The sequence below is a fragment of the Thiobacillus sp. SCUT-2 genome, from assembly GCF_035621355.1.
Taxonomy (GTDB): Bacteria; Pseudomonadota; Gammaproteobacteria; order Burkholderiales; family Thiobacillaceae; genus Thiobacillus; species Thiobacillus sedimenti.
In genome coordinates, this window is sequence record NZ_CP141769.1 from 1,245,619 (window position 1) to 1,258,388 (window position 12,770).

Below are 12,770 nucleotides of genomic sequence, written 5' to 3' on the forward strand. Positions count from 1 at the left end.
GCGTCGGATTCACGATCGGCGACGGGACGGTCATGTCTGTTCCTGGTCTTCGGGAAATGCAGGGGCCAGTTAACAGGGTAGCCGAGGGTGCGCCGCGCGCAAGCGCCGCCGGGGCGTCGGCGGGCGCTACCGGCGCCTGGCCGGGGCCGCGACCGGTGCCGCGGCGGCCGGCCGTTTCTCGAGGATGAACAGCGCGATGCCGCCGAGAATCGCGGCCGAGGCCAGCGCCAGGCGCAGCGTGAGCGCTTCGCCGAGGAACACGATGCCGCCGAGCGCCGCGATCACCGGCACGCTCAGCTGGACGATCGCCGCCTGGGTCGATTTCAGCGCGGGAAGGACGGCGTACCAGATCGCGTAGCCCATTCCGGAAGCCAGCGCCCCCGAGGCGATGGCGTAGCCGACGCCTGCGGTGTCGAGGCGCGCGCTGCCCGCGAGCAAGGCGCTCAGGGCGGCAGCGAGGAGCGCCGCGCGCAGGAAATTGCCCGCCGTGATCCGGGTGGGGTCGCCCGCGCCCCGGCCGCGCAGCGAATAGACGCCCCATGCCAGGCCGGCGCCGAGCATGAACAGCGCGCCCCGCAGCGGCGGCGCCGACAGGCCGGGCAGCAACAGGCCGACCAGGCCCGCGAGCGCGAGCGCGAAGCCGACGATCTGCGCACCGCGCAGGCGTTCGCCGGCCCGGATGCCGTGGCCGATCATCGTCGCCTGCACCGCGCCGAATAGCAGCAGCGCCCCGGTCGCCGCCGGCAGGCTGACGTAGGCGAAGGAAAACGCCGCCGCGTAGGCGAACAGCGCCAGCGCCGACGCCCAATCGCCACGCCCCGCGGCGGTGCCCCGCACGCGCACCAGCAGCCACAGCACCAGCGCGCCGGATGCCAGCCGCACCGTGGTGAAGCTCGCCGGATCGATGCCCGTGTGCTTGAGCGCGACGCGGCCGAGCAGCGAATTGCCGGCGAACGCGAGCATCGCCAGCGCGGTGAGGGCGACGAGGCGGGCAGTCGGCAAGGCGGCGCGGCGTGGCGTGCTCATACGCGAATGATATTGCCCTTCAGCGAGTAGAGGATCGCGATCACCTCGCTGCGCGTGCCGTCGTCGATTCCGTTCTTCTCCAGCGCGCCGACGATGTCGTCCATCACCGCGAGGTACTCCTGCTCGCTGATGTTCATGCCCTTGTGCGCGGCGAGCATGTCCTTGCCGGTATACGGCTCCGGACCACCGGCGCCCGCGCAGAAGAACTCGCGCGCCATGCGCCTGGCGTGCTCGAGGTCCTCGATCTGTTCGAAGCGCGGCTTGACGATCGGATTCCTCAGATGCGCGTCGATGATGTCGTCGACGATGCGGGCGATGCCCGCTGCCTTGCCCAGACGTTCGTAAAGTGTCGTCGTCATGTCGATCTCCCATGGCTTGGCCGGCTGCGCAGGACAGGCGCGGCGGCCGCAGCCGGGCGCCGCCGCTGCCTATCGTCATAGCTCAGCCGAAGGCGGAGCGCACGGCCGGCCCGCTGAATCGGGGCCTGCGGCGCGCGTCAGCCGTGCGCGGCAGCGGGTGCCGCCAGCCGCCGGGCGACCGCCGGGTCGAGCGTCTTCATGAACGACTCGACCGGGTCCGTATAGGCGCCGTCGCTGCCCAGCTGCTGGTTGAGGTCGCGGTGGGAGCGATCCTCGCCGAGCACGCTCGCGCGCGAGTCCAGCGCCTTGGCGCGCGCGACGAAGCGTTCCGCCTGCGCACAGGAATCGGCGCGGCGGGTGGAGCACACCGCGAGGACCGGATAGATCGGGCCGGTCAGCGCATGCAGGGGCGAGGTCGCGTCCCAGTATCCCGGATCGGCGCCGAAGGCCTCGTCGTAGAGCCGGAGATGCCGGGCCTTCATCAGCGACGCCACGTCGAGCGCGGCGCTGTCGAGCAGGATCGTGCCGAGCCACGGCTTCACCCCCTGCTTCGTTGCGCCGTCGGGGGACGCCGCCAGCAGCGCGACGAGATGGGCGCCCGCCGAATGGCCCATGACGATGAACTTGCGCGGGTCGCCGCCGAGCGCGGCGGCGCGGGTCTGCGCCGCGGCCAGCGCCGCAGCGACGTCCCGTTCCTGCTCGGCCGGGCCCGCGTCGGGCAGCATCCGGTAATTCACGGAGACGAACAGGAAGCCCCTGGGCACCCAGCGCGCGACCTTGCCGTCGACGACGGAGCCCGTACCCTTGTCGCCATGTCGCCAGCCGCCGCCATGGACCATGAAGATCACCGGCGCTGCCGCCGGCCGGTCCGGCAGGTAGATGTCCATGCGCTGGCGGGCGTCCTCGCCGTAGGGGAGGTCGCGCAGGACGCGCACGCCCGCGGGGAGCGGCGCGCGCCCGGCCGGCTCGCCGGATTCGGCCTCGCGCGCCTGCTGCCGCCAGCGCCCAGCCAGCACGCGTTCGAGCGCCCCCGCGTGCGCCAGCGGAGCGGCGAGCAGCAGGGCGAGCGCGCACGGAAGCGCGCGCAGCATGCGAGGGCGAGCGGACGATGGGCGCATCGGTTGCCTTTCCTGATGGCGGACGGCGGGTCGGTTTGCAAATGGCCGGCTATGCACGCGCCCGTGTTCGAAGCACGCGCCTGTCTAGGCCCTGGCGATGGCCACGTGCGCGCGCATCGGGAACGCGATCGTGTCGCCCTCCCGGTAGGCGGCGAGCGTGGGCTCGAGCTCGCGGCGCACCGCGTCGAGCATCGAGACGCGCGCGGGCGCGGCCAGCTGGGCGAAGGCCGGCAGCGCCGCCGCCGCGCTCGTCACGGCGAGGGGCACGAAGCGGTCCGCGTCGCCGAAGCGCGCCGTGATCGTTTCCGGGACGACCTCGACGGCGGCGAACCCCGCGCCCGCGAACAGGGTGCGCAAGGATTCGGCGTCGCCGAGCGAGAACGGCAGCGTGACCGAGGCCAGCGGCAAGGCGAGATGGCGCGCCGTGGCTTCCATCAGGGCCCGGAAGACGGGATGCCGTTCGATCGCCTGCAGCACGATCACCAGCGCGCGTCCGCCGGGGCCGAGCACGCGGCGCATCTCGCGCACCGCCGCCGCGCGGTCGGGCACGAACTGCAGGCCGTGCTGGCACAGCACGATGTCGAACGCCGCGTCGGGGAAGGGCAGCGTCATCGCATTGCCTTCGTGCCACGTGATCGCCGCACCCGCCGGCGGCGGAAGCCCGCGCGCGACGTCGAGCATGGCCGGGCTCATGTCGAGCCCGGCAACCTGGCCCTGTGCCCCCACGAGCGGCGCGGCCTGGCGGGCGACGGCGCCGGTGCCGCAGGCGACGTCGAGCACGCGCTCGCTCGGCCGCGGCGCGGCGTGGCCGAGCAGGGCCGTCGCCCAGGGTGTGAACATCGCGGGGACGAAATACTGCTCGTAGCTTTCGGCGGGGCTGCGGGGGGCGGCGGTTTCCATGGCGTTCACCGGATGGCGGCAGGGCGATGAATGGACTTTATAGCAGGAACCGGAGCAGGAACGGGCATGCGCCGTCGGTGCGCGCATCGCCCCTAGCGGCGGCGCATGCCTGGATGCACGAGCGGCGGTCAATCACCCGTCGGCGAAATGCGAAACGCGCGGACGGCCTCCAGTCGACGCAGCGCGACCGCGAGCGACGAGAGGTTCGCCGGGTCGGTCGTGCGGATGACCATCCGGTATTCGAACGAGAGGCCGTCATCCGAGATCCGGTAGCTCATGTTGGCGACCGTGAAGCCGCCTTTTTCCAGGAACGCCATCAGGTCCGGTTCCGGCATCACGCTGCTTCGGTCGAAGCGGACGAAATGATGCGCGTAGTAGTGAGACGGCAGCTTCGCCTCGATCCATCGGAAGACCGAAAGAATCCCGATCGTGAAGACGGTGGCAAGCACGGCCGGCGCATAGAAGCCGACGCCGAACAGGATGCCGATCGCGGCGGTGATCCAGATCGAGGCGGCGGTCGTCAGGCCACGAATCGAGAGCCCTTCCTTGAAGATCACGCCCGCGCCAAGAAAGCCGATGCCGGTCATGATCCCCTGCGCCATGCGCGTCGGGTCGGTGCGCACCGTGTCGAGCGGCACGCCCGGCAGCCATTTCCACTGATACAGCGTGACCAGCATCAGCAGGCTGGACGCCAGGCACACCAGCGTATGGGTTCGAAAGCCGGCAGGGCGGCCGTGAAAGCTTCGCTCGAGCCCGATGATTCCGCCCGCCACCAGCGCCGCCGTCAGGTGGACGACGATCTTGAGAAAGTCGCTATCCATGGCGTGCCTCCGGGTCTTGATCGTGTGAGGACAGGAGGCGCATGAGGAGATCAAGGGAGCCGCCATGTAACTCTCCGCAGTGCGGGCGGGCAAGAGATGCATTTGCTTCGCTCATGCGCACGGCTCAACGTTGGCGCTGAGGGGTGCGGAGACAGCAAGCGAAGCTTGCTGGCGGAGCGTCCCACTCGAACAACTTGTTAGACGCAAGCGCGCTCATGCGCTAGCAGGGTCTTTGCCCTGCCACTTAATTGAAAGCCCAACGACGCGGCACTTGGCATAGTGCTGTTGAATGAACGTTTCAATATCGCCAAGTTTGCGCGGGCCGTCGCTTAGCCATTCAACGCGCCATTCGGCAATTCGCTCGCCTTTTTCATGAACAAGAACTCCCTCTTCAGGTTCGTTGACCCATTCGAGTTGGCGGATTAATGCCAGGGGTTCTTCGGCCCCAGCGATGCTTGTGGAGAAATCCAAGGCCTCGCTATATGAGGCGAAGGCATAGTAGTAATCTTCCCCGTCATATTTGTCAGGGGCGCCACGCTCTGGGTGGCACCAAACACGATACTCAAGCACGTGATCGTAAAAGTAGCCGGCTCCTGATTTTGCCAGGGCAGAGTATTCGCCAACCATATCTGGGTCTATTGCATCCGGGTAGTTCATGGCATCGGCCTAACGTTGAAGGTGAGGGGCCGCCGGAGCGGCGAAGCCGCGGAGGGAACCAACCAGCGCAGCTGGTTGGCGGTCCCACTCGACCGGCGGGTTAGGCATGTTTCCGCCGCTTAACTTGAGCATACCCGTAAGCAAGCAGTACGACTCCGAACAGAAAGGTAGCGGAAAATATTGACCAGAAGAACTGGGGATTCTGGGCAACGGCAACAGAATGGCGGCGCCAGCTATATTCCCCGTCGGCGAGGCCGGTGAACGAATAGAAGAAGAATACACAAGAGAAGGCGAGCAATATGTACGGGCTATCGGCAGCGCCAGCATTGCGTACGCTAAGAAAAACCATCACTCCAAAGAATAGGGTCCCCAGCAGGAGCCGCGGGTCGTGGGACCTGTATGCCGCGTAGGCAGAAAAAGCCGCGATGAGCAGCGCAACGATGCGGACGATGGTTGTTCTCATGCCTAACGTAGAAGTGAGGGGCAGCCGGAGCGCGAAGCGCGGAGGGAACCAAAAAGCGCAGCTTTTTGGCTGTCCCTCTCGACTGCCGGGTTATGCATTGCGGCTCGCACCCAATGGAGAAAGCGATTTTGCAAACTCAAGAAATGTGATTTGAGCCTTGCCGAAATCGCCGTAGGTTTTTGTGGTTTGATTCTTTGCACTAACCACCCAAGGGCGCGACCTTTCTCGGTGATTGGCCTCTGTGACTTGCTCTCCATCGAAGACAAGGTCATAGGCAATGGCTTCGTATCGAAGCGCGACATCAGGTGTTTGTATCAACTTTCCGTTCTTGAAGGTGCGATGCAGGGAAATGGTTTCTCCCTCGCGCTGAACGACCCAACCTAGCGATTGCAGCGCTGCTGTTTGATTGGAAAAGAATTCATCAACTGACTCGTATGTGACAACAGGCGGTGGCATGGTAGATGCCAATTGAGATGGTGTGCCAGCGACCACAAGCTCCATCTTTTCGACGACGAAAGTCTTTGTTTCGCCCGACAATAGGCAGCGTGCACGAACCTTTCCGTCTTTGACGGAAATGGGTTGTATCTCTCGCTCCCTGCCTGGGGTGGAGCCACCAAAGTACCGCACTCGAAGACTTGCTCCATTATCGATGGCATTTTCCAGCGCCTCAGTAATCATGGCTGCTCCTAAGAAGGAAATGCATAACGTGGAATTAACCAGCCGCGCTTCAGCGCGGTCTGGTTGAATGCAGGGTTAGAGAACATGGCTAATGAACCGCAGGCGGTTGCTCTGAGAGAAGGCGCGACAAATGACCTTGAAGATGCTGAATTGCCTCTTTTGGAAAAGCAATCTGCAGGTATGCGTTATCAGCTACGTGAAGAGAAAGACCAACATGGCCGTTCTCGAACTGTAGTGATTGAGCGCCATGAACGAGAAGTGGCTGTCGTTGGGCGCTGGTTTTTCCGTCGGCTCGACGAGACGGTGGGCTGGCAAGTAGCCCAAGAAGCAATAAGTCGGCTGCCTGTGGAGGAACATGAATAGCCTGTTCTGTTCCGTTTTCGTCAACGAATGTAAGCGTAACCGCGCTTGTTTCTGTGTCGGTTGCTATGGCGAGAGATTTGGATATTTTCATATGTTCTCTAACGTTGAAGGTGAGGGGCCGCCGGAGCGGCGAAGCCGCGGAGGGAACCAACCAGCGCAGCTGGTTGGCGGTCCCACTCGACCGGCGGGTTAGGCATGTTTCCGCCGCTTAACTTGAGCATACCCGTAAGCAAGCAGTACGACTCCGAACAGAAAGGTAGCGGAAAATATTGACCAGAAGAACTGGGGATTCTGGGCAACGGCAACAGAATGGCGGCGCCAGCTATATTCCCCGTCGGCGAGGCCGGTGAACGAATAGAAGAAGAATACACAAGAGAAGGCGAGCAATATGTACGGGCTATCGGCAGCGCCAGCATTGCGTACGCTAAGAAAAACCATCACTCCAAAGAATAGGGTCCCCAGCAGGAGCCGCGGGTCGTGGGACCTGTATGCCGCGTAGGCAGAAAAAGCCGCGATGAGCAGCGCAACGATGCGGACGATGGTTGTTCTCATGCCTAACGCTTGCGGTGAGCCGGGCCACGATTAACTAACACAAGACCAACGCCGCTCGCGGGCCTCGGCTCGACCGGATTGTTGGGCACACACAGGAGTGAAGAATGGAACGAGACGAACTTTACCCGAAGGCGGTGGAGGTTGCGAAAGCCGCAAACCCTCCATCTATCTCAAACCTCCAGCGGTATTTGATGATCGGGTACAACAGGGCGAGCCGGTTGATGGACTACCTGATTGAGGACGGGATCGTGGAGCAGTTCGAGACTGAGAACGGGACGGGATACCGGCGCAAGGTGCCCAACGTCTGAATTAAGGGGCGCGCTTTAGCGCGTCCCGCTTGAATGACGGGTTAGCTGGTGCAGTCTAAGCAATGAAGCAACCAGTAGAGCCATTGCGGCAACGACAGCTTCGGCCGCAGCAATTGCAGGAATGCCCATGCCGCCGCCTTTTACTAACAGTAGCGTGCAAAGAGCAGCGGCGAACAGGATACAGACTACACAGCAGCCAACGGCAAACCAGGCGCGCTGGGACAGGTGAGCCGCGAAGTACAGGAGTGCTCCTGGCACAGCAAGAATTCCGGTCAGATACAGGAGCCCCGGTAGTTGAGAGGAAAGGTAAAAAGACAAGCGAATAATTGAAACACGGCCCAGAAAAAGGTCATATGCGAACAGAATCCAGATAGCACATAGGACTGGTAGCGCGAGCGTGATGAGGAACGTTCGTTTAATCAGCGAAGGCATAGGAAGCTAACGTGCTAGCTCAGGGGCGCGAAGCCGGCTTGCCGGCGGAGCGTCCCTCTGGAGCGGCGGGTTAGGCCGATTGGCGCGTTTTCCATGATGCAATAAACCTCCCTGCAACGGCACCTATAGCGATGACTATGGGGGCGCCCAAGAAATAGATGAACCAGCCGTTTGCCGCATGGGATTCGTTGGACTGCGCGACAAGGAACCAAACCGAAAACAGCAGAAGATGCAGGCCAATAAAGCCACCGACGGTAGCGCCCTTCGACGCTTCGAAGTACCCAGAAATGGCCGCCCAAATCCAGTGGGGGGCCGCAAAGATCATGTAGAGCTCTGCGAGCTTTTCCGTGGTGCGTGCAAACCATGAGAGGTTCAACTCGATCTGGGTGCCAGAGAGGGCCATGATCAATGCCACGATTGCGGGTAGAGCCAAGTGAGCGAGGTAGTACATGGCATCGGCCTAACGTAGAAGTCACCGGCGCTGCGCAGCTTTATCGCGCAGCGTCCGTGTGGACTGCCGGGTTGGGCCTCACTTGGCCTCCGAAATGTTTGCCTCAATCAAGCCGTTGGCATCTAGAAGGCAGCGAATATTGTGTTTCAGTTCCAGATTGAAGCTGTTCTTCGCCGTGAAAGAGGAGGTGACTGTTGTTCTTCCATTTGGATGCTCGTTTACAGCCAAGTCCATAACGCGCGAAAAGCTGAATGTGCTTGGGTGGTTTGCCTTTGACTTGGCATGCGACTCGCACAGGTCAATAGCGCGGCTACGGTCGATATGTTTAGCAGCCACCAACGCTGTTCCCTTTTCAACTTCTGATTTGGAGAAAAACGCATTAAAGACACTCGCGCCGGTACCGCAGGTGACATAAAAGACTGGGTCGGAAGGGCTGCCTTTACTTGATGAAATGTAGGCCGACCCTGGATCAATCGTTTTGCATCGTGAGTTCTCTCGATGAACTTTATTGACACCCGCAACAATTGCCTTTTTGTGAGGGGATGTTTTCTTGTCCCAAACGAAATCAGCCTCGGTAAATGTGACGGTGCCACCGCTGTCTTTCTTTTGGCCCCGAAGTGAACGGCTTTGCACCCATCCAATATGAGAGTTTTGTAGCCAATCAGGTTCTTTAACGCGGACTCTTGACCATTCGCCTTGCGTGCATTCCTCGATCACAGTAACTGTATTGTCAATTGTCAAGTACTGCGTAGTCTTGAGGATTTGGGTGGCTTTCTGGTTTATTAGCTTTTCGCTTTTTGCATTTGGTGCGGCATGAAGAACTACATCAGAGCCATTCACCCGTAGGGTTTGTCCTGATTTTGTGCTGCCCGATCCGCACGGCTCAGCCGATGCGGCCTGTGCTTCACCGTGCAGCGCAACGATAGCAAGAGCGACAAGAAGAGTGTTTGTTACAGGTGAAGGCATTGCAAAGACTCCTTATTGTGAGGCCCAACGTTTGAATTAAGGGGCGCGCTTTAGCGCGTCCCGCTTGAATGATTGGTTAGGCACGCATTCCGTGATGGATAAGGATTGGTGCGGAAGTCTGGGGTTGAAAGCCAATCAAGAAAGTTCACTTCCTCAGTAGATACTTCGATAGGTATGCCCAACCAATTTCCAATAGGTGCAATTCGTTTGATGAGTGAGTTTTGGAAGCTAAAGTCAGTTTCCAATATTAAATGCCCTGATTCACCACAAAGCACAGCCATCCATGAATAGGTATGCAGCTTGATTACCTTCTGAATTTTTATAGAGAGAAAGCGCTGCAATTGGACGCTGGTTTCAGTGCCGTCTCTTTCAGTAAAAATGGCTACTTTGGTATTTTGGTTAATACGTACGGTGCCGAATTTCTTAGAATGGCGCCTGGTCATACCCCATAGCGCGAGAAAGAGCAGGCCCGGCACGCCGAACAAGAGCTGTACCACTATGGAATGGGCGAATATACCGGCAGCGGCGAAAACCAATAGCGGCAAGGCCAGTATTAACGCCACCCATGAAGGGATATGCATACGTAGTCCACGACTATAGGGAAGTAGCGTTCCCCATTCCCCATCTGTCGAAAAAGGTTTCATGCGCCTAACGTAGAGCTAACCGGCGGCGCTTTAGCGCCGTCCAGCGACCGAAGGGAGCGAGGTTGAGCGCCGGGTTAGAGCGCGATGCAGCCAGCGGGTTTAGGAATGGTTTATCCACGCGAAGATTCCGACTATGAGAACGACCGTAAGCGCACCACCAAACAAACTCACGAGGGGCTGGCTGGTGTCGCCGATCTTTGGTTTGCAACGCCCGAACGTAACGATTGCGATATAAAACCTCCCAAGATGAAAGGCCACCACTTCGGATAGAAAACTAAAAACGGCATCAAGCATCTTGGGTTGCGCTCTAACGTAGAGCTAACCGGCGGTGCTTTAGCGCCGTCCAGCGACCGAAGGGAGCGAGGTTGAGCGCCGGGTTAGCCATGCACACTCCGCATGAAAACAATTGAGGGGGTTTCATTTGGCGATCAGTTGATCACTGCGTATTGCGTTCAATAGAGAAACTATCTCTCTATGAATGTGATATTGCTTTAAGAAAACCCAAAGAAACAAGAGCGCTGGACCACCAAAGACTACGCAAATGACTACGTTTGCAACCCACGGGAAATTTCCTGTCAGCAGTACGAACATGAAGAACACGCTTGCTAGAAACATAACGGCGAATCCATAAGGGTTTGTCTGGACTGTACTGTGGCCATAGCTATCGACCCACCCGAGAAAGCTATTCCAATCGTTTTCTTTCCCGAAAAAAGCGATGACGGTCATTCCGCATTCGATGATTGGCCATCCTTGAACAGTGACATCGAAGGTTTTCTTGCCGTCAGATTCAAACCCGAAATTAGTAAATCGACCGCCCATGGGGAGTCTGCCGCGAGCGATGCTGAATACCTGATCAAAGTGGATTTCTACGCGATGCATTCGTATGGCTAACGTAGAGCTAACCGGCGGCGCTTTAGCGCCGTCCAGCGACCGAAGGGAGCGAGGTTGAGCGCCTTGTTAGGAGTGGGAATCATGCGAAATGCGATACAGATTAGTGGTGTTTGGTTGGCAAAGGCGGTTCTTGTCCTAACGGGGAACCTTGAGTTAGCAGCAGCGTTTCGAGTGTTGCCTTTAGTGCGGAGGCTGCCTGTGGTGTTAACGAGAAAAGAAGATGGGTTTCGCCTTGAGTATCCAGCAACACCTCAAGATTTTCAGAGGATGAGGGATGAGTTACTCGGAGATCGCCATGCATGATTGCAACCACATCAGTGACCAGTGGCAAATGCGTAATTGGTTTATCTGCCATGCAAACTCCTAACGTTTGAGCTAACCGGCTGGACGCCGCAGGCGGCCAGTCCGAGCGACGCGAAGCGGCGCGGTGTTGAGCGAATTGTTAGGGCTGAATAGGCCCAACATCCATACCGTCATAACTGTCTAACTCGTGTTTTTCAGCGAAGGCATATAGCTGCATGTTTCTTTCATTGAGAGTCTGGGGGGAATGAGCTTCTTCCCTCTCCATGTGTAGAAAGAAATATTCATCTTCATCGTCTTCAAGTTCTGGCACGTATAAATCAACGAAACGATAGCCAGCATTCTCAAGAACAGCCGCAGCTTCTTGCAACTTTTCGCGGGATGGATCTGTAAAAAAATAACCCCAGAGCATTGGTTTGTTCATGTCCCAGCCAGTGTTGGACTGTATGTTTTCAAACATCTCTTCGAGGTCACTCAGTTCGATCATGTGTAACCCTAACGTTAAAGCTAACCCGCCGCCGGAGCGCACGGCGCGGAGGGAACCCGCCCGCGCAGCGGGTGGGCGGTCGGGTTGAGCGTGATGTTAGGCGCGGAATAAAAGAAAGACTGCAAACGCATGATGTACGGAACCTCCCTGTGAGCCACGCCTTTGTTGGCAACAATGCATCAAACCCCAACGATGTGCGAGCCGGAATTTGCATGGTGAGCTTGTAGCCCGAATTGGCTGCCAAACCACTGACAGAAAATACCCTGAATCACCGGAGTGCCTAACGCCTGAATTAAGCCGCGCCGAAAAGCGGCGTCGGCTTGAATGAATTGTTAGGCGGCAACACGGGGTGGGAACCGCAACCGATTACCGTCCGGGTCTGAGACAGCCATCTCTCTAAAAGTTCGCGTGGCGTCTTGTGGCGGCGCAGTCGCTTTATTCAAGGCTTTCGGATGGATCTTCCTTTACCTTTTTCAGCCACGATGAATTCCAGCCATCGAACACCTTCAGTCTCACTAGGGTTCCAATGGGAATGAGTGGTGCCGGCGGGAACGAGCAGGCTGTCACCGGGATTGAGGGTAATGGGTTTCTTACCCTCCTCCTGGAAAACGGGTGTCCCAGAAACCACATAGAAGGTGACCGCCGCCGGATGAAAGTGGCGACGGTTGACACCACCTGGCTCGTACTTCACATCTAAAACCGTGAATTCCAGATTCGCTGTGCCGTCCACTCCACGTACTATGAGATCTGTAGGTGTTACCCCGGATTTTTGTGGGATGTCTTTCGTATCTTGTGCTTGCGCTACGGACACAGCTAGAGCCGCCCCGAATAAGGCACCGATGGGTTTAGTTAGTCTGTTCATTTTCAATCTCCATTACGATGAGTGGATTACGCGACGGTGCTTCTTGCTGCCTAACGCCGCGCTCACCGGTAAATTGGGAGCGCAGCGAGTAATTTATCCGAGTGCAGCGCCTTGTTAGGCATGGGCCAATTTAAGACCAACAATACCCGCACAAATCAGCCCTAAACTAACTAGCTTAAGGACGTCAGTTGACTCACCGAATAATAATATTCCTAGAAGCGCCGTGCCTACAGCACCAATACCCACCCATATCGCATAGGCTGTACCGACAGGCAACGTTTTCAGAGCTAAACCTAGCAATAGAAAACTTGCAACCAACGAAGCCACCGTACCAACAGTAGGCCATAGCTTCGTAAAACCATCTGTGTACTTCAATCCAATGGCCCAACCAATCTCCAAAAGACCAGCTACAAACAAAATTACCCAACTCATAAACACCTCTCTATTAGCTTTGGGGCCGTCCCCTACCGAAATTGAGAGGTGAGGTCGTCC

General features: G+C 58.8%; 20 protein-coding genes. 2 read left to right on the forward strand and 18 right to left on the reverse strand.

Annotated elements, in window-relative coordinates:
* Positions 1–126: 126 nt before the first annotated feature.
* From VA613_RS06105 to VA613_RS06140, 8 genes are all read right to left on the reverse strand, one after another.
* Entirely contained in the window at positions 127–1,026 is a 900-nt protein-coding gene (locus VA613_RS06105) for a DMT family transporter (RefSeq protein WP_324780975.1), read from the reverse strand.
* Positions 1,023–1,385 (reverse strand): group I truncated hemoglobin, encoded by a 363-nt coding sequence (locus VA613_RS06110; RefSeq protein WP_324780976.1) that lies wholly within the window; start codon positions 1,383–1,385, stop codon positions 1,023–1,025. The genes VA613_RS06105 and VA613_RS06110 overlap by 4 nt, the downstream gene beginning before the upstream one ends.
* Positions 1,386–1,522: 137 nt before the next feature.
* Positions 1,523–2,476, reverse strand: a complete 954-nt coding sequence (locus tag VA613_RS06115) for an alpha/beta hydrolase (RefSeq protein WP_324780977.1) — start codon at positions 2,474–2,476, stop codon at positions 1,523–1,525.
* Between the two features lie 111 nt (positions 2,477–2,587).
* Positions 2,588–3,403 (reverse strand): class I SAM-dependent methyltransferase, encoded by an 816-nt coding sequence (locus VA613_RS06120; RefSeq protein ID WP_324780978.1) that lies wholly within the window; start codon positions 3,401–3,403, stop codon positions 2,588–2,590.
* A gap of 128 nt (positions 3,404–3,531) precedes the next feature.
* Positions 3,532–4,326: an MgtC/SapB family protein gene (locus VA613_RS06125; protein WP_324780979.1), complete on the reverse strand. Its 795-nt coding sequence runs from the start codon at positions 4,324–4,326 to the stop codon at positions 3,532–3,534.
* A gap of 111 nt (positions 4,327–4,437) precedes the next feature.
* Positions 4,438–4,881 carry a hypothetical protein gene (locus tag VA613_RS06130; protein ID WP_324780980.1) on the reverse strand — a complete coding sequence of 148 codons (444 nt, stop codon included), beginning with the start codon at positions 4,879–4,881 and terminating at the stop codon, positions 4,438–4,440.
* Positions 4,882–4,981: 100 nt separating this feature from the next.
* Positions 4,982–5,344, reverse strand: a complete 363-nt coding sequence (locus VA613_RS06135; protein ID WP_213360178.1) for a hypothetical protein — start codon at positions 5,342–5,344, stop codon at positions 4,982–4,984.
* A 90-nt stretch (positions 5,345–5,434) separates the two neighbouring features.
* Positions 5,435–6,022, reverse strand: coding sequence for a WYL domain-containing protein (locus tag VA613_RS06140; RefSeq protein ID WP_324780981.1), 588 nt, complete (start codon positions 6,020–6,022; stop codon positions 5,435–5,437).
* Between the two features lie 84 nt (positions 6,023–6,106).
* Between VA613_RS06140 and VA613_RS06145 the strand changes: the two genes are divergently transcribed.
* Positions 6,107–6,385, forward strand: a complete 279-nt coding sequence (locus VA613_RS06145; RefSeq protein ID WP_324780982.1) for a hypothetical protein — start codon at positions 6,107–6,109, stop codon at positions 6,383–6,385.
* Between the two features lie 189 nt (positions 6,386–6,574).
* Here the strand turns inward: VA613_RS06145 and VA613_RS06150 are convergent, their stop codons facing one another.
* Positions 6,575–6,937, reverse strand: coding sequence for a hypothetical protein (locus VA613_RS06150; protein WP_213360178.1), 363 nt, complete (start codon positions 6,935–6,937; stop codon positions 6,575–6,577).
* A gap of 104 nt (positions 6,938–7,041) precedes the next feature.
* Between VA613_RS06150 and VA613_RS06155 the strand changes: the two genes are divergently transcribed.
* On the forward strand, positions 7,042–7,245 hold the full coding sequence (locus tag VA613_RS06155; RefSeq protein WP_324780983.1) for a DNA translocase FtsK: 204 nt from the start codon (positions 7,042–7,044) through the stop codon (positions 7,243–7,245).
* A gap of 15 nt (positions 7,246–7,260) precedes the next feature.
* Here the strand turns inward: VA613_RS06155 and VA613_RS06160 are convergent, their stop codons facing one another.
* The 9 genes from VA613_RS06160 to sugE form a co-directional block, all read right to left on the reverse strand.
* A complete protein-coding gene (locus tag VA613_RS06160; RefSeq protein WP_324780984.1) occupies positions 7,261–7,677 on the reverse strand; it encodes a hypothetical protein in 417 nt (138 codons plus the stop codon).
* A gap of 70 nt (positions 7,678–7,747) precedes the next feature.
* Positions 7,748–8,128, reverse strand: a complete 381-nt coding sequence (locus VA613_RS06165) for a hypothetical protein (RefSeq protein WP_324780985.1) — start codon at positions 8,126–8,128, stop codon at positions 7,748–7,750.
* Between the two features lie 78 nt (positions 8,129–8,206).
* Complete coding sequence (locus VA613_RS06170) at positions 8,207–9,094, reverse strand: hypothetical protein (protein ID WP_324780986.1); 888 nt, start codon at positions 9,092–9,094, stop codon at positions 8,207–8,209.
* Between the two features lie 50 nt (positions 9,095–9,144).
* Positions 9,145–9,738, reverse strand: coding sequence for a hypothetical protein (locus tag VA613_RS06175; protein WP_324780987.1), 594 nt, complete (start codon positions 9,736–9,738; stop codon positions 9,145–9,147).
* 417 nt (positions 9,739–10,155) lie between these two features.
* Positions 10,156–10,617, reverse strand: a complete 462-nt coding sequence (locus VA613_RS06180; RefSeq protein WP_324780988.1) for a hypothetical protein — start codon at positions 10,615–10,617, stop codon at positions 10,156–10,158.
* 112 nt (positions 10,618–10,729) lie between these two features.
* Complete coding sequence (locus VA613_RS06185) at positions 10,730–10,984, reverse strand: hypothetical protein (RefSeq protein ID WP_324780989.1); 255 nt, start codon at positions 10,982–10,984, stop codon at positions 10,730–10,732.
* A gap of 87 nt (positions 10,985–11,071) precedes the next feature.
* Positions 11,072–11,416 carry a ribonuclease E inhibitor RraB gene (locus VA613_RS06190; RefSeq protein WP_324780990.1) on the reverse strand — a complete coding sequence of 115 codons (345 nt, stop codon included), beginning with the start codon at positions 11,414–11,416 and terminating at the stop codon, positions 11,072–11,074.
* 439 nt (positions 11,417–11,855) lie between these two features.
* Positions 11,856–12,278 carry a cupin domain-containing protein gene (locus VA613_RS06195; protein WP_324780991.1) on the reverse strand — a complete coding sequence of 141 codons (423 nt, stop codon included), beginning with the start codon at positions 12,276–12,278 and terminating at the stop codon, positions 11,856–11,858.
* Between the two features lie 114 nt (positions 12,279–12,392).
* Entirely contained in the window at positions 12,393–12,710 is a 318-nt protein-coding gene (gene sugE / locus VA613_RS06200) for a quaternary ammonium compound efflux SMR transporter SugE (protein ID WP_075806979.1), read from the reverse strand.
* Between the last annotated feature and the right edge of the window lie 60 nt (positions 12,711–12,770).

What these genes read in the sequence shown, in the direction of transcription:
- VA613_RS06135 (WP_213360178.1), bottom strand. Translation starts at nt 5,344, where the DNA reads ATGAGAACAACCATCGTCCGCATCGTTGCGCTGCTCATCGCGGCTTTT.
- VA613_RS06185 (WP_324780989.1), bottom strand. Translation starts at nt 10,984, where the DNA reads ATGGCAGATAAACCAATTACGCATTTGCCACTGGTCACTGATGTGGTT.
- VA613_RS06110 (WP_324780976.1), bottom strand. Translation starts at nt 1,385, where the DNA reads ATGACGACGACACTTTACGAACGTCTGGGCAAGGCAGCGGGCATCGCC.
- VA613_RS06180 (WP_324780988.1), bottom strand. Translation starts at nt 10,617, where the DNA reads ATGCATCGCGTAGAAATCCACTTTGATCAGGTATTCAGCATCGCTCGC.
- VA613_RS06125 (WP_324780979.1), bottom strand. Translation starts at nt 4,326, where the DNA reads ATGCATCTCTTGCCCGCCCGCACTGCGGAGAGTTACATGGCGGCTCCC.
- VA613_RS06190 (WP_324780990.1), bottom strand. Translation starts at nt 11,416, where the DNA reads ATGATCGAACTGAGTGACCTCGAAGAGATGTTTGAAAACATACAGTCC.
- VA613_RS06155 (WP_324780983.1), top strand. Translation starts at nt 7,042, where the DNA reads ATGGAACGAGACGAACTTTACCCGAAGGCGGTGGAGGTTGCGAAAGCC.
- VA613_RS06120 (WP_324780978.1), bottom strand. Translation starts at nt 3,403, where the DNA reads ATGGAAACCGCCGCCCCCCGCAGCCCCGCCGAAAGCTACGAGCAGTAT.
- VA613_RS06140 (WP_324780981.1), bottom strand. Translation starts at nt 6,022, where the DNA reads ATGATTACTGAGGCGCTGGAAAATGCCATCGATAATGGAGCAAGTCTT.
- VA613_RS06170 (WP_324780986.1), bottom strand. Translation starts at nt 9,094, where the DNA reads ATGCCTTCACCTGTAACAAACACTCTTCTTGTCGCTCTTGCTATCGTT.
- VA613_RS06145 (WP_324780982.1), top strand. Translation starts at nt 6,107, where the DNA reads ATGGCTAATGAACCGCAGGCGGTTGCTCTGAGAGAAGGCGCGACAAAT.
- VA613_RS06165 (WP_324780985.1), bottom strand. Translation starts at nt 8,128, where the DNA reads ATGTACTACCTCGCTCACTTGGCTCTACCCGCAATCGTGGCATTGATC.
- VA613_RS06130 (WP_324780980.1), bottom strand. Translation starts at nt 4,881, where the DNA reads ATGAACTACCCGGATGCAATAGACCCAGATATGGTTGGCGAATACTCT.
- sugE (WP_075806979.1), bottom strand. Translation starts at nt 12,710, where the DNA reads ATGAGTTGGGTAATTTTGTTTGTAGCTGGTCTTTTGGAGATTGGTTGG.
- VA613_RS06115 (WP_324780977.1), bottom strand. Translation starts at nt 2,476, where the DNA reads ATGCTGCGCGCGCTTCCGTGCGCGCTCGCCCTGCTGCTCGCCGCTCCG.
- VA613_RS06195 (WP_324780991.1), bottom strand. Translation starts at nt 12,278, where the DNA reads ATGAACAGACTAACTAAACCCATCGGTGCCTTATTCGGGGCGGCTCTA.
- VA613_RS06105 (WP_324780975.1), bottom strand. Translation starts at nt 1,026, where the DNA reads ATGAGCACGCCACGCCGCGCCGCCTTGCCGACTGCCCGCCTCGTCGCC.
- VA613_RS06175 (WP_324780987.1), bottom strand. Translation starts at nt 9,738, where the DNA reads ATGAAACCTTTTTCGACAGATGGGGAATGGGGAACGCTACTTCCCTAT.
- VA613_RS06150 (WP_213360178.1), bottom strand. Translation starts at nt 6,937, where the DNA reads ATGAGAACAACCATCGTCCGCATCGTTGCGCTGCTCATCGCGGCTTTT.
- VA613_RS06160 (WP_324780984.1), bottom strand. Translation starts at nt 7,677, where the DNA reads ATGCCTTCGCTGATTAAACGAACGTTCCTCATCACGCTCGCGCTACCA.